The organism is Brucella gallinifaecis (genome assembly GCF_006476605.1).
Classification (GTDB): domain Bacteria; phylum Pseudomonadota; class Alphaproteobacteria; order Rhizobiales; family Rhizobiaceae; genus Brucella; species Brucella gallinifaecis.
In genome coordinates, this window is the sequence record NZ_ML636804.1 from 220,530 (window position 1) to 239,561 (window position 19,032).

Genomic DNA, 19,032 nt, shown 5'->3' on the forward strand with positions numbered 1-19,032 from the left:
GGTTTGCGCCTCTCAGGTCAACAGGGTGAGACTTTAATGCGCCTCATCCCAGTTATGCGCTGCACGCGCATCGACATGCAGCGGCACCGAAAGCGATACGGCTGGCATGGCTGCGTTTTCCATCACTTGACGCACCAGACTGATTGTCTGCTCGACCTCGTTATCAGGCACTTCAAAGATCAGTTCGTCATGTACCTGCAACAGCATACGGGCTGAAAGCGCTTCTTTTGCAAGCGCGTCCTCCATGCGGATCATGGCGCGGCGGATAATGTCGGCAGCAGAACCCTGAATAGGGGCATTGATTGCCGCGCGTTCATTGAAGGCACGCACCTGCGCATTTGATGCCTTGATATCGGGATAATGCGCACGACGCCCAAAGATGGTTTCGACATAGCCATGCTCACGCGCAAAAGCCTTGGTCGCTTCCATATAATCCTTGATGCCGGGGAAACGTTCAAAATAGGTGCGGATATATTGCCCTGCTTCTTCGCGCGAGATCGAAAGCTGATTGGCAAGCCCAAAGGCTGAAATGCCATAAATGATACCGAAATTGATCGCTTTTGCACGCCGGCGCACTTCCGAAGGCATGCCTTCAACGGGTACGCCAAACATTTCTGAAGCCGTCATCGCATGAATATCAATGCCGTCCGCAAAAGCCTGTTTGAGCTGTGCAATATCGGCAACATGCGCCAGCACCCGCAATTCAATCTGGCTGTAATCGGCAGAGATCAGCTTGTTGCCGGGTTCTGCGACAAAGGCGGTGCGGATTTTGCGACCCTCAGCGGTGCGAACCGGAATATTTTGCAGGTTCGGCTCAGAAGAGGATAAACGCCCTGTCGATGTGGATGCCATTGAATAGGATGTATGCACCCGCCCGGTCTGCGGATGGATAAAGCCCGGCAAGGCATCGGTATAGGTGGATTTGAGTTTTGTGAGCTGGCGCCAGTCGACGATCTTGCGCGGCAGGGGCAGACCTTCGGCAGCCAGATCTTCAAGCACCTGTGCAGAGGTCGACCATTGGCCGGTCTTGGTCTTTGAGGCACCCGGAAGCCCCATTTTTCCAAACAATATATCGCCAAGCTGCTTGGGCGAGCCGATATTGAATTTTTCACTGGCCAGCTCGTAGATTTCATCTTCAAAACGCGCAGCAGACTGGGCAAGATCGCCCGACAGCCGTGAGAGAACCTGCCGGTCAACGCAAATGCCGCGCTCTTCCATCCGTGCGAGAACATCAATCAATGGCCGTTCAAGCCGTTCATAAACCGATGCCAGACCTTCAGCGGCAAGACGCGGTTTTAGCACCTGCCACAGACGCAATGTTACATCGGCATCTTCAGCAGCATAGGCCGTTGCACGCTCAATCTCCACCATATCGAAAGTGACAGCATTTTTGCCGCTGCCTGCAACATCCTTATAGGCGATTGGCGTATGGCCCAGCCAGCGCTCTGACAGCGGGTCCATGCCATGGCCACCGGTGCCGGCATCCAGCACATAGGAAATCAGCATCGTATCATCAAAAGACACAGCATTGATGCCATGGCGACGCATGACCAGCCAGTCATATTTCATATTCTGCGCGATCTTGAGAACAGATTCATCCTCAAGAACATTTTTCAACGCAGCCAGGGCCTTATCGAGCGGTATCTGTCCTTCGACCATGCCGCCGCCGAGCAGATCGCCTGCGCCGGATTTATGCTGGAGCGGAATATAGGCAGCTTCGCCCGGAGCAAGCGCGATCGAGAAGCCGATCAGTTCCGCCTGCATCGGATCAAGCGAATTGGTTTCCGTATCAAAAGCAACAAGACCTGTTTCCACGGCTTTCGCGAGCCATGTGTTCAGCGTTTCAATATCGCGAATGCAGCTATAGGCACTCGTATCGATTTTTTGCGCCAGAGCATCCGATGCACGTTTTGCGGCAAGCGCTTTGGGCGTATATCCGCTGGTATCAGTTGTGTCCGCTGCAACGGTTTGAGTGCCAGACGAAATGGTTTCCGGTTTCACTGGCACATCAACATCGGGACCATGCGCATCAGCACCCCATTCAGTCTCGATATGGCAAGGCTCAACTGCCGATGCATCGGTGTCGGTTGCCTCCGCCACGCGGCGGGTGAGTGAGGTGAAATCAAGCGCCTTCAGGAATCCGATGAGTTTCGGTCCATTCTGAGGCTCAAGCACCAGACCATCAAGATCGACATCCAGCGGCACATCATTTTTAAGCGTCACCAGTTCGCGTGCGATTTTGGTCTGATCGGCATAGGCGATAATGTTTTCGCGGCGCTTGTTCTGCTTGATCTCGGACGCACGTGCGAGCAGCGTATCAAGATCACCGAATTCTTCCAGCAATTGCGCCGCCGTTTTTGGTCCGATGCCGGGAATGCCCGGCACATTGTCGGTGCTGTCACCGGTCAGTGATTGCAGGTCGATCATTTTTTCCGGCGGCACACCCCATTTTTCGATCACTTCCGGGATCGAAATCTGCTTGTCCTTCATGCCGTCATACATTGAAACCTGAGGCGTGACGAGCTGCATCAAGTCCTTGTCAGACGATACAATAGTAACATCAGCACCGGCTTCTGCCGCAATCCGGGCATAGGTCGCGATCAGATCGTCCGCCTCGAAGCCTTCTTTTTCAATACATGGCAGATTGAAGGCGCGTGTTGCCTGACGGATCAGACCAAATTGCGGAATCAGGTCTTCAGGTGGCGCGGTGCGGTTGGCTTTATATTCAGGATAAATCTCTTTGCGGAATGTCTGCGACGAATAGTCAAAAATGACCGCAAAATGGGTTGGCACCACACCCACATCCGTATTGCGTGCATCTTTCAGCAGCTTCCACAGCATGTTGCAAAAGCCGGAGACGGCGCCGACCGGCAAGCCATCCGCTTTGCGGGTCAGCGGTGGCAGGGCATGATAGGCACGGAAAATATAGCCCGAGCCGTCAATGAGGAAGAGATGATCACCTTTTTTCATGGCTTAGGATTAGAGGAAACAAAGCATAAAGAAAACCGGCCTTGTGCGGGTTGGCAAACATGTCCACGTGAAAGCTTGTTCGTAGCTTCGCACCCATCACATAAAACTCTCAAATTGATAACGCTTATGTTACAAATTTGTAATCTTAAAACGCCCTCTATGCCCTTGAATAGCCACAGTTGAAGGGCCAAATCCTGATCATCAACAACACGTTGATCGCCGGTTTTCTGACCCGTCCCCCGTTGGATGCCGGTGATAAACGATAGCCCCATCCCCTCTCCGGGCTGTCGTTTGTGAGTGTAGTGATATGGCCGTTGTGGTATCCCCCCTCACCACGACGGCCAATTCATTTTCACGGTATTTTCGTTGATCAAACCGGGTTTCTTCTTGGGTCTCGCAGTTGTACTGTGCAAACAGTTTTACGACTCGTCAGGAAATATCCATGTCTGCGCACTCACTCGATAAAGTCCTCCATCACATTGACGCAAATCTCGACAAAAGCATCGATCATCTGTTCGATCTTCTGCGTATCAAGTCGATTTCGACTGATCCGGCTTACAAGGCCGAGTGCCGCAAGGCTGCCGAATGGCTGGTTGAGGATTTGAAGTCTATTGGTTTTAGAGCAAGCGTGCGCGATACGCCGGGGCATCCTATGGTCGTTGCGCATCACGATGGGGCCAGCGCTGATGCACCGCATGTGCTTTTCTATGGCCATTATGATGTGCAGCCGGTCGATCCGCTCAATCTTTGGGAAAATGATCCGTTTGAACCTTCTGTCAAGGATGTCGGCAACGGTCGCAAAATCCTGACCGGTCGCGGAACTTCCGACGACAAGGGTCAGCTGATGACCTTTGTTGAAGCCTGTCGCGCTTATAAGGCTGTCAACGGCAATCTGCCTGTCAAGGTGACCTTGCTGTTTGAAGGCGAGGAAGAATCCGGCTCACCTTCGCTCAAGCCATTTCTTGAGGCCAACAAGCAAGAGCTGAAAGCCGATGTGGCGCTGGTCTGCGATACGGCCATGTGGAATGAGGAAACACCGGCGATCAGTGTTGGCCTGCGCGGTCTGGTTGGCGAAGAAATCGTCATCAAGGCTGCTGACCGCGATCTGCATTCGGGCTTCTTCGGAGGTGCCGCCGCCAATCCTATCCATATTCTGAGCAAAATTCTTGCCGATCTTCATGATGACACCGGACGCGTTACAATACCGGGCTTTTATGAAGGGGTGGAAGAAACACCGTCGCAGATTTTGCAATCATGGGAAGGCCTTGGCCGTACTGCTGAAAATTTCCTTGGGCCAATTGGTCTCTCAATCCCTTCGGGCGAAAAAGGCCGCAGCGTTCTGGAACTGACATGGGCGCGTCCCACTGCGGAAGTTAACGGCATCATCGGCGGCTATACCGGTGATGGTTTCAAGACCGTTATCGCAGCACAAGCTTCGGCCAAGGTTTCCTTCCGCCTTGTGCACAAGCAGGATCCGGTGAAAATCCGTGAAGCCTTCCGTGCCTTTGTCGAAGAGCGCCTGCCAGCCGATTGCTCGGTCGAGTTTCATCCGCATGGCGGCTCGCCGGCAATCCAGTTGCCTTATGATTCACCGCTGGTTTCCAAAGCCAAGGATGCGCTTTCCGATGAATGGCCAAAGCCTGCCGTTTTGATTGCCATGGGCGGATCGATCCCGATTGTCGGTGATTTCGACACGTTCCTTGGCATGGAATCGCTGCTCGTCGGTTTTGGTCTTGAAGACGACCGTATCCATTCGCCCAATGAAAAATATGAGCTGAACTCTTTCCATAAGGGCCAGCGCTCTTGGGCTCGCATTATGGCGGCTATCGCCGCCAAGTAGGGCCAGAATTATGGTGGCAATTGCTGCGCAGTAAGGAAGACTAAATGACGACTATCCGTTTTCATAAAAACGACTTGCCTGATCTTGAACATTATCAGGTGGATTCGGTCGCAATCGATACCGAGACGCTGGGCCTTAATCCACATCGCGACCGGCTTTGCGTTGTGCAGATTTCGCCCGGTGACGGTACGGCTGACGTGATCCAGATTGAAGCCGGCCAGAAGAAGGCTCCCAATCTGGTCAAGCTTCTGAAAGATCGATCAATCACCAAAATCTTTCATTTTGGCCGTTTTGATCTGGCGGTGCTGGCGCATACATTCGGCACCATGCCGCAGCCGGTCTTCTGTACCAAGATCGCATCCAAGCTGACCCGCACCTATACTGACCGCCATGGCTTGAAAGAAATCTGCGGCGAACTGCTTGATGTTTCTATCTCCAAACAGCAGCAGTCGTCGGATTGGGCAGCAGAAGTTCTCTCGCAGGCGCAGCTTGAATATGCAGCGTCCGATGTTCTTTACCTGCATCGTTTGAAAGCTGTGTTTGAACATCGCCTTGAGCGTGATGGCCGCACAAAACAGGCCGAGGCCTGTTTCAGGTTTTTGCCAACCCGCTCGGAGCTTGATCTGATGGGCTGGCCTGATACGGATATTTTTGCACACGCATAAAAATTGGAACATAAACAAGGCGCACTCCAATATTAGTGCGCCTTGTTTATTTGGACAAATGCTTAGTTTTCTTGAAGTAACGTCATAATCTTACAGATGAAGCACTTAATCGATTAACTGTTTAATAACCAATAATTGTCGATTTTTAGCATAAACACCCGGAAATGCGCATGTTTTTCGGACAGGTGTTCACTGTTGCATTCTTGTTACAGACATTACGGACGGGTGGTTTATATTGGGGGCAATAAATGAGTATTCCTTTTTCTCCCTGGAGGTTACGTTATGAAACTTAAGTCTCTTCTTCTTGCATCAACCATCGCTCTTGTTGCTGCAACCGGTGCCAAAGCCGCCGACGCTATCGTTTACGAAGAACCAGCTCCGGTCATCGTTGCTCCTACCTTTACCTGGAATGGCGCTTATCTCGGTGGTCAGATCGGCTACGGCTGGGGCAAGTCGCGTTTCAGCCAGTATGATGGCGAATATGGTGCTCTTAACCTGAAGCCGGATGGTTTCCTCGGTGGTCTCTATGCTGGTTATAATTTCGACCTCGGCAACAGTGTTGTTCTCGGTCTTGATGGTGATATAACCTACAATAACCTCAAGGACAGCATTTCGGCGACCGAAGACGGTGATAGTGCAAGCATTGAAAGCAAGCTGCGCTGGTCTGGTGCTGTTCGTGCCCGCGCTGGTTACGCAGTTGATCGCTTCCTGCCTTATATCTCTGGTGGTGTTGCATTCGGTAGCGTGAAAAATTCCATTAACGGAACTATTGACGGCGTTTCGGAAGGCTACTCTTCAAGCAAGACCCTTACGGGCTGGACAGCAGGCGCTGGTGTTGATTATGCAGCAACAGACAATGTTATCCTTCGCCTCGAATATCGTTACACCGATTATGGTCGCAAGAACTTCAATTTCTCTGACGGAGTTGACAGCATTACTGTTCGTGACAAGTTCAAGACCAACGAAGTTCGTCTTGGCGTTGCATACAAGTTCTAATCTGATCTGATCAGATTGAAGTTTTGAAAAGCCCCGCATTGCGGGGCTTTTCTGTATAGAGCATGTTACGGAAAAGAACTGCGCATATTTCAGGCGCAAGAAAATATTGAGGGCGCCGATCTGAATGAGATCAGATGGCGCCCTCAATGCATGATTTGAATGCAGTCTTGTCGAGTTTTATTTTGCTCTGGTTGGAGTTTGCATTAAACGTCGAGATTGGCGACGCTCAACGCATTTTCCTGAATGAACTCGCGCCGTGGTTCCACTTCATCTCCCATCAGACGGGAGAAAAGTGAGTCAGCATCAGTTGCATCATTGACCTTGACCTGCAACAGCGAGCGCACATTAGGATCAAGCGTTGTTTCCCAAAGCTGTTCGGCGTTCATTTCGCCAAGGCCTTTGTAACGCTGCAATGCCAGCCCCTTGCGGCCAGTTGCGAAAATTGCATCAAGCAGCGCCATCGGGCCGGAAGGGGTCTCGACTTTATCCTTGCGACGCAGAACCGGCGGCTCTGCAAATACTTCCGACAGACGTGCGGCCACCCGGTCGATCTGGCGGGCATCAGCAGAACCAAGCAATGCCATATCGAGAATGGCAACATCTTTCACGCCCCGCACCATGCGCTCGAAACGATAGCCACCATCTTCTGTTACATGGGCAGTCCAGCCACGCTCTGTTTCTTCTGAAATCATATCGAGGCGCTTGGCAACAATATCGGCAGACGACTGTGAAGCGGCATCGTTTACTGTTGCTGCCGGGTTGAGAAGGCCTGCAATCGCTGCCTGCTCAACAACACTGCGATCATAGCGGGTGTGAAGCCCGGAAAGAAGTTGACGCAATGTGCGTGCATCATCAACCACGGAACGAAGGTCTGGCTCTGCACGTACTTCACCGCTGCTCATTTCAAGAGCGGCCTCTTCAAGGCCTGTTTCAATGAGGAAATCCTCAAAGGCCGCTTCATTCTTGATATATTGCGAAGACTTGCCACGAGTGACCTTATAAAGTGGCGGTTGCGCAATATAGATATGACCGCGTTCAATCAGTTCCGGCATCTGGCGGAAGAAAAAGGTCAACAGCAATGTACGAATATGCGCACCGTCCACGTCAGCATCCGTCATGATGATGATCTTGTGGTAGCGCAGCTTGTCAGGATTGAAACCGTGTGTTTCATCCTTGCCGATTGAGGTGCCAAGGGCGGTAATCAGCGTGCCGACCTGATCGGACGAGATCATACGGTCAAAACGAACACGTTCCACATTCAGGATTTTGCCGCGCAATGGCAGAATGGCCTGATTTTGACGCGAGCGACCGCTTTTTGCGGAGCCACCGGCAGAGTCACCCTCGACGATGAAGATTTCTGATTTTGCCGGATCACGTTCCTGACAATCGGCAAGCTTGCCCGGCAGCGATGTCACACTCAGATTGCTCTTGCGGGTGATGTCGCGTGCTTTACGCGCGGCTTCGCGGGCTGCGGCTGCCTGAATGACCTTTTCAACGATGATCTTGCCACCGGATGGATGTTCTTCAAGCCATGTCGAAAGCGCTTCATTGACAAGGCTTTCAACGACCGGACGGACTTCTGAAGAAACCAGCTTGTCCTTGGTCTGCGACGAGAATTTCGGATCAGGAACCTTGACTGAAAGCACCGCTGTCAGACCTTCGCGGCAATCATCGCCGGTCAGACTGACCTTTTCTTTCTTGGTCATGCCGGATGCATCGGCATAGCCTGTAACCTGCCGGGTCAGGGCGCCACGGAAACCGGCCAGATGTGTGCCACCATCGCGCTGCGGAATATTGTTGGTGAAGCAAAGCACTTTTTCGTGGTAGGAATCATTCCACCACATGGCGACTTCAACAGTCATGCCGTCTTTTTCACTGCGGATATAGATCGGCTCTTCCAGCAGCGATTTTTTGTTCTGGTCGATATATTTTACGAATTCGACAACGCCGCCATCATAATGCAGCTCCTGCTCACGTACGTCTGCATGACGACGGTCGCTCAACCTTATGCGAACACCGGAATTGAGGAATGCCAGCTCGCGCAAACGGCGTTCCAGCGTGTCATAGTCGAATTCGACCATGGTGAAAGTTTCAGGCGACGGCAGGAAGCTGACTTCCGTGCCGGTCTCGCTGCCTGCATCACCTGTAATAACCAGTGGCGCATCGGCCACGCCATGGGTGAAGGCGATTTCATGAATTTTACCGGCACGACGAATTTTCAGCCTGAGCCAGATCGACAGCGCATTCACAACCGAAACGCCCACGCCATGCAGACCGCCGGAAACCTTATAGGAGTTCTGGTCGAATTTGCCACCGGCATGAAGCTGGGTCATGATGACTTCAGCAGCTGAAACGCCTTCTTCCTTGTGGATGTCAGTCGGAATACCGCGACCATTATCGGTAACAGTACAGGAGCCATCAGCATTGAGTGTAACCGTTACCAGAGTGGCATGTCCGGCAAGTGCTTCATCGATTGCGTTGTCTACGACTTCGTAGACCATGTGATGCAGGCCCGAGCCGTCATCCGTATCGCCAATATACATGCCCGGACGCTTGCGAACTGCGTCGAGGCCTTTCAGAACACGAATGGAATCCGCGCCATATTCGGCGGGGGCTTCGGAATTCATCTCTGGAGTCTCGCTCATGAAAATCTTTCGAAAATGCGCCGCGAATGCGGCCCTAAATCCTGCTGTCATAGCAGCATCAAAAACCCTGTCGAATCACTCGACAAACATGGCTTTAATATAGGCGTTAACAGCGATTTTTCCAAATTTTGCAGTCAAATTTGCCGGGGATTGCGCGTATTTGACAAAGCGGGGCTTTTGCCCCGCCTGTATTCTATTTTTTCAACCGTTCTGCATGCCATTTCAGATGCTCATCCATATAGGTCGAGATGAAGAAATAGGAGTGGTCATAGCCTTCGCGCATGTTGAGCGTGATAGGGATACCCGCTTTTTTGCAGGCTTCTTCCAGCAGCCATGGTCGCAAACCTTCATCAAGGAAGCTGTCGGCTGTACCCTGATCAACCATAAACTCTGAAAATCGGGCGCCATCCTCAATCAGCAAAGTTGCGTCATAGATGCGCCATGCGCGTTCCTCAGCCCCCAGATATTTTTCCAATGCAGGCTTTGACCATCCGGCTGTCGAGGGTTGTGCAATGGGTGCGAAAGCGGAGGCCGATTTGAAACGGTCGGGGTTTTTGAGCGCTATCGTCAGCGCACCATGACCACCCATGGAGTGGCCGCTGATTGCCTGACGCGCCATATCCAGCGGGAATTTATCTGCCACAAGATCGGTCAGTTCTTTGGTGATATAGCTATACATCTGATAGTTTTTGGCGAAGGGTGCCTGCGTGGCATCGACATAAAAGCCTGCTCCCTTGCCGAATTGCCAATTATCTGGCTCATCCGGCACGTCATCTCCGCGTGGGCTTGTATCGGGGCAAATGATGGCAATTCCCAATTCTGATGCCATTTTCCGATATTCGCCTTTATCCATCACATTTTGATGTGTGCAGGTCAGGCCGGAGAGATACCACAATACTGGCACCGGACCATCCTTTGCCTGTGGTGGCATGAAAACAGCAAAACTCATGTCGCATTGAGTGGTTTCGCTTTTATGGCGATAGACGCCTTGCGTTCCACCAAAGCATTTTGCAGTCGAAATTGTTTCCATGATTGATCATGACTCCCGGAATAGCTTAACCAAGGGCTACAGCGACATTGACCGTTGCAGCCACAAGGACAGTGTTGAAGAAGAATGACACGACGCTGTGCAAAAGCGTCACCTTTCGCATTGCGGTTGTGGTCACATTGGTGTCGGATGTTTGTGCGGTCATACCGATGATGAAAGCATAATAGGCAAAATCCCAGCCAGAGGGTTGCGGCGTTTCGGGAAATGCAAATCCACCGCGTACAGGGCTGGCATGTGCCGGATCCTTTCCGGCCGGCTCTGTTGGCTGCCAGTATAAATGCGCGTAGTGGATTGCTGTCATCATGTGAATAGTGCACCAGCCAAGTGGCACCGAAGTGAGCGTGACGATGAGGGCAATCAGGCTGGCTTCCGGTTTTTGATTGATCAGTACAAACAGCGATATGATCGCAACCAAAACGGTGGCAAATGTCACCAGAAAGATGATCCATGCCGGCTCATCCGCTGTGGCTGCATGTTTCTTGAGAAAGGCTGCGGTCAGCTTCGGCAAGGCACAAAGCGCCAGGATCAGATAGATCAGAAAAAAACAGTTTGCTCCGATGACCGGGGCAAGCTGTCTGTCCAGAAACCAGGCTAGAATGAAACCCAATGCACCGCCAATGGCTGCGATATAAAACGACATATGGCGGTGCAATAAAAACATCTGGTAGCACTTTCTTGCGGATCTGACCCTAGGCGGATTCTAAGCGCATATCGACATGCGGGATACCATCTTCGAGATATTCATCCGAAATGACGACAAAACCGAATGCGCCATAAAATTTTTGCAAATGGCTTTGTGCATTCAGTTCAATGGCAATGCCCGGAAAGTGGTCTTGCGCAAAAGCAACCGCCTCTTTCATGATGCGATGACCAAGTTTGTAACCCCGATAATCAGCGCTCACGACAACCCGCCCGATCTTCGCCGGCTTGCCATCCGCTTCCGGTGGCAGAACCCGCAGACTTGCTGCAAGTTCCTCACCATCCAGAACGCGCAATTGAAACGCATGATAATCCTTGCCGTCGATTTCCGGGTAGGCGCAATTCTGCTCGACCACGAAAACATCCACACGCAGCTTCAATATTGCATAAAGTGCGCGTGGGGTCAGCTTGTCGAACTCATCCCAATGGGAAATGAAAAGCTTTTCGCTCATCAGTAGACAATCACCGAACGGATTGATTTTCCTTCATGCATCAGGTCGAAAGCCGTGTTGATTTCATCAAGCGGCATGGTGTGGGTGATCAGGCTGTCGATGTCGATCTTGCCTTCCATATACCAGTCAACGATTTTTGGCACATCGGTACGACCGCGTGCGCCACCAAAGGCCGTGCCTTTCCAGACGCGCCCGGTGACAAGCTGGAATGGGCGTGTGGCAATTTCCTTGCCTGCTTCAGCAACCCCGATGATGATCGATTCACCCCATCCGCGATGGCAGCATTCCAGTGCCTGACGCATGACATCGGTATTGCCTGTGGCATCGAATGAATAATCCGCACCGCCATCGGTCAGGTCCTGAATGGCCTGAACCACCTTGTCATTGCCCACTTCGCGCGGGTTGATGAAGTCGGTCATGCCGAATTTCTTTGCCATTTCCACCTTGGATGGATTGATGTCCACACCGATGATCTTGTCAGCGCCAACCATGCGTGCGCCCTGAATGACATTAAGACCAATGCCGCCAAGACCAAACACCACGACATTGGAACCCGGGCGAACCTTGGCTGTATAAATAACTGCGCCAATACCCGTGGTCACACCGCAGCCGATATAGCAGATCTTGTCGAAAGGCGCGTCTTCGCGGACCTTGGCGACAGCAATTTCCGGCAGAACGGTGAAGTTGGAGAAGGTCGAGCAGCCCATATAATGGAACACCTCGCCCCCATCACATGAGAAGCGCGATGTATTGTCGGGCATCAGGCCTTGCCCCTGTGTCGCGCGGATCGAGGTGCAAAGGTTTGAGCGCTGTGACAGGCAGGTTTTGCACTGGCGGCATTCCGGCGTGTAAAGCGGGATCACATGATCACCCGGCTTGACCGATGTCACACCGGCACCCACTTCGCGCACAATACCAGCCCCTTCATGGCCGAGAATGGCGGGAAACTTGCCTTCAGAATCAAGGCCTGAAAGCGTATAGGCATCGGTGTGGCAAACGCCGGTCGCCATGATTTCGACCAGCACTTCGCCAGCACGTGGGCCGCCGATTTCAACGGTTTCGATAGTGAGCGGCTTTTTTGCCTCCCAGGCAACGGCTGCGCGTGACTTCATGTTTGCAATCCTTTTTTCCGTGCGCCCTATTTCAGATAGGTGCGCAAAATCCGCATGATTTCGTCGATTTGTGTATCGGGATCAGCCACTGCATTTTGCGCTATGGTCTCACGGGCCATTGTTTCACGGGCTTGCCCGCGATTTTGACTGAATGTCTCGCGAAAATGGCTCTCCAGCACTTCCGCCATCAATCCGTTGGCAGCCCCCCGCAAGGCGGCAATCTGCTGCAACAAGGCAGCACATTCCGTGCCTGCTTCCACCGCGCGTTCCAGAGCTTCAGCCTGACCCTTGATGCGTTTTAGTCGCGTCAGGGCGCGTTTTTTATCTTCCGGTGAGTGCGGCATGAAATCTCCCGATTTTCACAAAACCTATATACTCTGGGGGAGTATGTCAATTGCTCATAAAATAGCTTTTTTCAGAATGCTATTCTCTCTCAATGTCAAAACGAGAATGGATCATATCTGCTCCTGTGTGATAAGCAGCAGAGATAATGCCTCAACCACGGACACTCTTTTGACGCGCTTGCCCGATCTTCCCGTTACCCGCATATTGCCGGAGCTTGATGCCGCCATGAACGCGCATGCCAGTGCTGTTCTGGTTGCGCCTCCCGGTGCGGGTAAGACAACGCTGGTGCCGCTGCATTTTTTGCACGCGGACTGGCGGGGGAACGGCATGATCGTGCTGCTTGAGCCGCGTCGCTTGGCAGCGCGTGCGGCTGCACGGCGTATGGCGCAATTGCTTGATGAAGAGCCCGGCGAAACGGTCGGCTATCGCATGCGCCTTGAAAGCAGGGTTTCGGCCAAAACCAGAATCCTTGTCGTCACCGAGGGCGTTTTTACGCGTATGATCCTTGATGATCCTGATCTCAAGGGTGTTGCCGCGGTTTTATTCGATGAGTTTCATGAGCGCAGTCTTGATGCCGATTTTGGTCTGGCGCTGGCGCTTGATGTGCAGTCAGTCCTGCGCGATGATCTCAAAATCCTTGTCATGTCGGCAACGCTTGACGGCGCACGTGTCGCTTCACTTTTAGGCGATGCGCCGGTTGTTAAAAGTGAAGGCCGTGCCTTTCCCGTCGATATTCGCTATCGCGAACGCAAAGCCGACCAACCTATCGAAGATGCGATGGCAGGCGCCATTCGCGAGGCTCTGGCCGATGAAACCGGCAGTATTCTCGCTTTTCTCCCCGGTCAGGGCGAGATCGAACGCACAGCACGCATGCTGGAAAGCTTTCTGCCTGCCAATATCATTCTGGCTCCGCTTTATGGTGCAATGGAGGGCAGTGCACAGGATGCGGCGATCAAACCCGCAATGTCGGGCCACCGCAAGGTGGTGCTGGCGACATCGATTGCCGAAACGTCCCTTACCATTGATGGGGTAAGAGTGGTGATTGATTCAGGTCTTGCGCGTCTGCCAAAGTATGAACCCGCCACTGGCCTCACGCGCCTTGAAACCGTACGAACATCACGCGCCAGCGCTGATCAGCGTGCCGGTCGCGCTGGTCGTACAGAGCCGGGCATTGCCATTCGCCTCTGGCATCAGGGACAGACCGCAGCACTCCCTGCCTTTTCACCACCGGAAATTCTGGAAGCCGACCTCTCTGGTCTTGTGCTGGATGCAGCCGCATGGGGTGTGACAGATCCCGCAACATTGCCACTGCTCGACGCGCCACCGGCGCCGGCCCTGAAAGAGGCCAAAGCGCTGCTTATCCGGCTTGGTGCGCTTGATGATGCAGGGCGTTTGACCGCAGATGGCGAGCTCATGCGCTCACTGGCACTCCCTGCACGACTTGGCGCCATGGTGGCAGAGGCTGGTAAACGCGGCGAGGCTTTGCGGGCGGCAGAGCTGGCCATGCTTTTGACGGAGCGTGGTCTGGGTGGCAATGATATTGATCTCGACATGCGCATGTCACGCTTTCGCAATGACCGCTCTGATCGTGCGCAACGCGCCAGAAATCTTGCAAAACGTCTGAGCGCCAATGTGCCGAACAAAGGCCCGGCAGCCGGCTCTTCTATCGGCCGTATGCTGATTGATGCTTATCCCGACCGTATCGCCAAGGCGCGTGGCATAACGGGACAATTTCTGCTGGCCAATGGTCGCGGCGGCGAGCTTGACCCTGCTGTCAGTCTCAGCCGTGCGCCATGGCTGGTGGTGACTGACATGTCGGGCAAAGCGGGCAGGGCGCGTATTCTGTCTGCGGCGGAAGTGACGGAGACGGAAATCCGTGCAGCTCTGGGTACGAGAATAAAAAGCGGACGGCAGGTTGTTTATGATGCTGAAAAAAACGCATTGCGTGCGCGTGAAGCGGTGCGGATCGGTGCGATTGCTCTTTCAGAAAAGCCATTGGCCGCACCTTCAGGGGTGAGCGCCGATGAAGGTGTGATTGCGGCCGTGCGCGAACATGGTCTGCAAATCCTGCCATGGGGCAAGGATACGCAAATCCTGCGCCGTCGTCTGGGCTGGCTTTATCGTGGCCTTGGTGATCCGTGGTCGGCCATGGATGATGATACTCTCATTGAACGCCTTGATGACTGGCTTTTGCCCTTTCTTAACGGCGAAGCGCAACTTGACCGCATCCCGGCCCATGCGCTTAAAAATGGCCTGATGAGCCTTGTACCTTTTGATATGCAACGAAGCGTCGAAAAACTGGCGCCAACACATTTTACCGTTCCGACCGGCTCCCATATCCCGATCCGCTATGATGCAGAGGAACCAGTCCTTGCGGTGCGTGTGCAGGAGCTTTTTGGCCTCGACACGCATCCGGCAATCGCCAATGGCAATGTGCCGCTTTTGCTGGAATTACTGTCACCCGCCCATCGTCCAATTCAAATCACGCGCGATTTGCCTAAGTTTTGGCAAGGCTCATGGGCTGATGTGCGCTCTGATATGCGTGGGCGTTATCCGCGTCATGTCTGGCCTGAAGATCCGGTGAATGCGCAAGCGACACGCAGGGCCAAACCGCGCGGTACATAATTGCCTGCGACGGGATGACACAGTTTTTCTTGCATTAAGCCTGCACCTTGGCACATAAGGGGCCAACAGGGGTGATCATGCACGCAGAATTTGACAATCGCGCTTCCAATCTTTCACGCAGACCGCGCCTCACCACATTGGTGCGCCTGCGCTGGCTGGCCATTGCCGGGCAGACGGCAGCCGTCATGTTTGTGGCGCTTTATCTGCAATTCAGCTTCTCGATCAGTATTTGTCTTGCGCTGATTTCAGCCTCCGCATGGCTCAATCTCTATCTCGCCTTTCATTTTCCAAACAATCACCGGCTGAACCCTGATGCTGCAAGTCTGGTTCTGGCTTTTGACATTCTGCAATTGGCAGGTCTGCTTTATCTGACGGGTGGCGTGCAGAACCCATTTATCATTTTGATGATTGCGCCGGTTATCATTTCTGCGACCTCACTTTCAGTCCGGCACACGCTGGGACTAGCTTTGCTGGCCGTGTTCTGCACCTCGTTTTTGATATTCTATCACCTGCCTTTGCCATGGTATCCTGGTGAGACGCTGGTGCTGCCCTTCCTTTTTGTGGTGGGCATCTGGTGCGCGATTATCTCGGCTTTGGGTTTTACCGGTGTTTATGCCTATCGTATCGCCGAGGAAACGCGCCAGCTCGGAGACGCTTTGACCGCGACCGAATTGATTTTGCAGCGCGAACAGCATTTGACTGCCCTTGATGGGCTTGCTGCTGCCGCCGCGCATGAGCTTGGCACACCGCTTGCGACCATCACGCTGGTGGTCAAGGAAATGCAGCGCACTTATGCAAAAAAGCCCGATAGCGATCCTGCACTGGCAGAAGATATTGCGCTGTTGCAATCTCAGGCCGCGCGTTGCCGTGAAATCCTGCAACGCCTGACCAGTCTTTCTTCTGAAAATGAAGAACATATGTCGCGTCTTCCATTCTCGTCGCTGGTTGAGGAGGTGATTGAACCGCATCGTAATTTTGGTGTTGTGCTTGATGTAGTAAAAATGGAAGGCCCAAAGCCTGAGCCGGTTGTGCGGCGTAATCCGGGCCTGCTTTATGGTCTTGGAAATTTGATCGAAAATGCCGTCGATTTTGCGCGTAATGAGGTCTGTGTGACATGGGGCTGGACCGACACCACGGTCTCGGTAACGATCCAGGATGATGGTGAAGGCTTCAAGCCGGAGGTTCTTGACCGAATCGGTGAGCCTTATATGACCAGTCGCGATAACGCTCATAATGGCGGTGGCGGACTGGGTCTGGGTCTTTTTATCGCAAAAACCTTGCTTGAGCGCTCAGGCGCGCAGATCAGTTTTAAAAATCGTAAAAATCCGGGGCAGGGGGCTGAGGTCAAAGTGGTTTGGCCTCGATCAGCATTCACTGTAAGATAATGAATACATTCGATAATCTTCGATATTTATTTGATCTTTGCTTTGCAGTGACGCAAATTTAATGCAACTCTTTCACAGGGTTAATTGTAAAAATTCTTTGCAAATACAGGCGTTTGTCCTGTCTTGATTTATTATTTTTTGCTTGGATTGCTTCAATAATTCAATGGCTATTTGACTTTTTGACGCAGGGGTATCAATAAAGAAACAAAAATTCAGGCAGGAAGCACCCATGGAAGACTTGAAGCAGGAAGACACCGAAGCCATTGGCAACGATCCGACCCTCCTTCTGGTTGATGATGACAAGCCATTCTTGCAGCGTCTTGCCCGTGCCATGGAAGGGCGCGGGTTTCAGGTGACGACTGCGGAATCGGTTGAAGAAGGCATCGCCGCTGCAAAACTCGCAGCCCCCGCTTATGCGGTGGTGGATATGCGCCTTGGTGACGGAAACGGCCTTGATGTGATCGAAGCCATTCGTGCCCGTCGCACTGATACCCGTGCCATTGTACTTACCGGTTATGGAAATATTGCAACTGCTGTAAATGCGGTAAAGCTTGGTGCGATTGATTATCTGTCCAAGCCAGCCGATGCGGATGAGGTCTTTGCAGCGCTTACCCGGCGTCCGGGCGAAAAGGTTGCACCACCGGAAAATCCGATGTCTGCCGATCGTGTTCGCTGGGAACACATTCAGCGGGTTTATGAAATGTGCGAACGCAATGTTTCCGAAACTGCACGTCGGCTCAATATGCATCGGCGTACCTTGCAGCGAATTCTGGCAAAGCGTGCTCCCCGTTAGTCAATGGGGCTAGTCAATGCACTAGTCAATATTTGCTTCGGGTATCTCCAGTCCTGCAAGTTCTGCAATTGTAAGTCGTGCGGCGCTTACTCGTGCAAAGCGCAGCATCAGTGCTTTGCGGGTTGCACCGGGAAGTTTGTGTTCGGGTGCATCACGCAATATTTCCGCGCCATAACCATCCGATAAAATGAATCCGCAATCTTTCGGGAAGATATCGCTTGGCACTGTTGGATGGGTGGCAAAGAACAGCCTGTCGCAATGGTTGCGATAGTCCGGCCATTTGCGATCAGCCTTCCAGTCCTCGATTGAAGATTTGATTTCGACAATCCAGATTTCGCCTTTGCGACTGACGGCAATCAGGTCCGCACGCCTTCCCGAAGCCAGGGACAATTCAGGCAAGACGGCCAGTTCCATTTTCAGAAACAGACGTTGCACACCGCGACGAACAAGCATCGCATTTTCGGATTGCCGTCCGTCAAAAAGTGGATGGGTTTGTTTTGGAATCACAATTGGCATTTGTACATTTTGTGCAGGAAAATTGCCCGAAACAACCGCCAAAAGCCGCAAAACCTGCGGCTAATCTGGCGCAATATTATGGTAGTGATGGCAATAAAGTGGCCAAATAATGTCTTTTTCAATTTACGGTTAACGAGTGGTTAATAATACTCCCTCATCTTTGTGAGTGAACGAGCGATTCGCTCTTGCCGATGGCCCATTCCAATCCGGGGAAAATATATGAAGTCTCGCGTCTTGCAGCTAACCTCAGCCCTTCTTCTTGCCGGTGCACTAGCTGGTTGTTCTACAGTCGGAGGGACTTTCTATACTGCATCCTATTCTTCAGTTCGTGATGCCGGTTATACGATTCCAGCTATTCCGAATGAGAAAATCCCGCAGCAATATCGCCGTCAGATCGTCAAGTACAAGACCAGTGAAACGCCCGGTACAATCATCGTCGAAACAGGCGAAAAGTTTCTCTATCTCGTCCTGCCGGATGGTAGGGCCATGCGTTATGGCATTGGTGTGGGGCGCGAAGGTTTTGGCTGGAGCGGGACGGCACGGGTTGCGATGAAACGTGAATGGCCGACCTGGACGCCGCCGGCAGCCATGATCAGACGCCAGCCGGAACTGGCAAAATATCGCAATGGTATGGGTCCCGGTCTCAAAAACCCGCTCGGTGCACGTGCCCTTTATCTCTATAACAAGGGTGGAGATACCGGTTATCGCATCCACGGGACGCCGGAATGGTGGTCTATCGGTAAGGCCATGTCATCGGGCTGCGTGCGTATGATGAATCAGGATATTCTTGATTTGTATGAACGCACGGAGAAGGGCGCAAAGGTTATTGTTCGATAATAAAAAATAGACTGGCACGGGATTTGAAATTAATTTCGTGCCAATTCTGAACTAATATTATATTGTAGTAATTCAATTTATTTCGTTTTTTATTGTAATTCAAT

General features: G+C 52.4%; 15 protein-coding genes. 7 read left to right on the forward strand and 8 right to left on the reverse strand.

The genetic code is table 11. From position 1 onward, the window contains the following. Window positions 1-33 precede the first annotated feature (33 nt). A complete protein-coding gene (polA, locus tag FHY56_RS09355) occupies window positions 34-2,970 on the reverse strand; it encodes a DNA polymerase I (RefSeq protein WP_140904895.1) in 2,937 nt (978 codons plus the stop codon). 442 nt (window positions 2,971-3,412) lie between these two features. On the opposite strand from polA, the gene FHY56_RS09365 reads away from it, so the two are divergent. The 3 genes from FHY56_RS09365 to FHY56_RS09375 all read left to right on the forward strand — a co-directional run bounded on the left by FHY56_RS09365 (window position 3,413) and on the right by FHY56_RS09375 (window position 6,471). Further along, window positions 3,413-4,810, forward strand: a complete 1,398-nt coding sequence (locus tag FHY56_RS09365; RefSeq protein WP_140904897.1) for a dipeptidase — start codon at window positions 3,413-3,415, stop codon at window positions 4,808-4,810. 44 nt (window positions 4,811-4,854) lie between these two features. Beyond that, window positions 4,855-5,475, forward strand: a complete 621-nt coding sequence (locus FHY56_RS09370; RefSeq protein ID WP_140904898.1) for a ribonuclease D — start codon at window positions 4,855-4,857, stop codon at window positions 5,473-5,475. 282 nt (window positions 5,476-5,757) lie between these two features. Next, window positions 5,758-6,471 carry an outer membrane protein gene (locus FHY56_RS09375; RefSeq protein ID WP_140904899.1) on the forward strand — a complete coding sequence of 238 codons (714 nt, stop codon included), beginning with the start codon at window positions 5,758-5,760 and terminating at the stop codon, window positions 6,469-6,471. A gap of 203 nt (window positions 6,472-6,674) precedes the next feature. Here the strand turns inward: FHY56_RS09375 and gyrB are convergent, their stop codons facing one another. From gyrB to FHY56_RS09405, 6 genes are all read right to left on the reverse strand, one after another. Further along, window positions 6,675-9,116, reverse strand: coding sequence for a DNA topoisomerase (ATP-hydrolyzing) subunit B (gene gyrB / locus FHY56_RS09380; protein WP_140904900.1), 2,442 nt, complete (start codon window positions 9,114-9,116; stop codon window positions 6,675-6,677). A 193-nt stretch (window positions 9,117-9,309) separates the two neighbouring features. Further along, entirely contained in the window at window positions 9,310-10,146 is an 837-nt protein-coding gene (fghA, locus tag FHY56_RS09385; protein WP_140904901.1) for an S-formylglutathione hydrolase, read from the reverse strand. A 25-nt stretch (window positions 10,147-10,171) separates the two neighbouring features. Beyond that, entirely contained in the window at window positions 10,172-10,825 is a 654-nt protein-coding gene (locus tag FHY56_RS09390) for a DUF1345 domain-containing protein (protein ID WP_140904902.1), read from the reverse strand. Window positions 10,826-10,853: 28 nt separating this feature from the next. Next, window positions 10,854-11,315 carry a GNAT family N-acetyltransferase gene (locus FHY56_RS09395; protein WP_140904903.1) on the reverse strand — a complete coding sequence of 154 codons (462 nt, stop codon included), beginning with the start codon at window positions 11,313-11,315 and terminating at the stop codon, window positions 10,854-10,856. Continuing rightward, window positions 11,315-12,427 carry an S-(hydroxymethyl)glutathione dehydrogenase/class III alcohol dehydrogenase gene (locus FHY56_RS09400; RefSeq protein ID WP_140904904.1) on the reverse strand — a complete coding sequence of 371 codons (1,113 nt, stop codon included), beginning with the start codon at window positions 12,425-12,427 and terminating at the stop codon, window positions 11,315-11,317. The genes FHY56_RS09395 and FHY56_RS09400 overlap by 1 nt, the downstream gene beginning before the upstream one ends. A gap of 26 nt (window positions 12,428-12,453) precedes the next feature. Then, window positions 12,454-12,771 (reverse strand): metal/formaldehyde-sensitive transcriptional repressor, encoded by a 318-nt coding sequence (locus FHY56_RS09405; protein WP_140904905.1) that lies wholly within the window; start codon window positions 12,769-12,771, stop codon window positions 12,454-12,456. Window positions 12,772-12,940: 169 nt separating this feature from the next. Between FHY56_RS09405 and hrpB the strand changes: the two genes are divergently transcribed. From hrpB to regA, 3 genes are all read left to right on the forward strand, one after another. After that, on the forward strand, window positions 12,941-15,397 hold the full coding sequence (gene hrpB, locus FHY56_RS09410) for an ATP-dependent helicase HrpB (RefSeq protein WP_140904906.1): 2,457 nt from the start codon (window positions 12,941-12,943) through the stop codon (window positions 15,395-15,397). 77 nt (window positions 15,398-15,474) lie between these two features. Continuing rightward, window positions 15,475-16,782: an ActS/PrrB/RegB family redox-sensitive histidine kinase gene (locus FHY56_RS09415; protein ID WP_140904907.1), complete on the forward strand. Its 1,308-nt coding sequence runs from the start codon at window positions 15,475-15,477 to the stop codon at window positions 16,780-16,782. 229 nt (window positions 16,783-17,011) lie between these two features. Continuing rightward, window positions 17,012-17,575, forward strand: a complete 564-nt coding sequence (gene regA / locus FHY56_RS09425) for a global response regulator transcription factor RegA (protein ID WP_140904909.1) — start codon at window positions 17,012-17,014, stop codon at window positions 17,573-17,575. 21 nt (window positions 17,576-17,596) lie between these two features. Here regA and FHY56_RS09430 read toward each other — a convergent pair whose 3' ends face one another. Beyond that, window positions 17,597-18,091, reverse strand: a complete 495-nt coding sequence (locus FHY56_RS09430) for an MmcB family DNA repair protein (RefSeq protein WP_140904910.1) — start codon at window positions 18,089-18,091, stop codon at window positions 17,597-17,599. A gap of 219 nt (window positions 18,092-18,310) precedes the next feature. Here FHY56_RS09430 and FHY56_RS09435 point away from each other — a divergent pair, with 219 nt between their 5' ends. Continuing rightward, window positions 18,311-18,928, forward strand: a complete 618-nt coding sequence (locus FHY56_RS09435) for a L,D-transpeptidase (protein WP_140904911.1) — start codon at window positions 18,311-18,313, stop codon at window positions 18,926-18,928. Window positions 18,929-19,032: the final 104 nt, after the last annotated feature.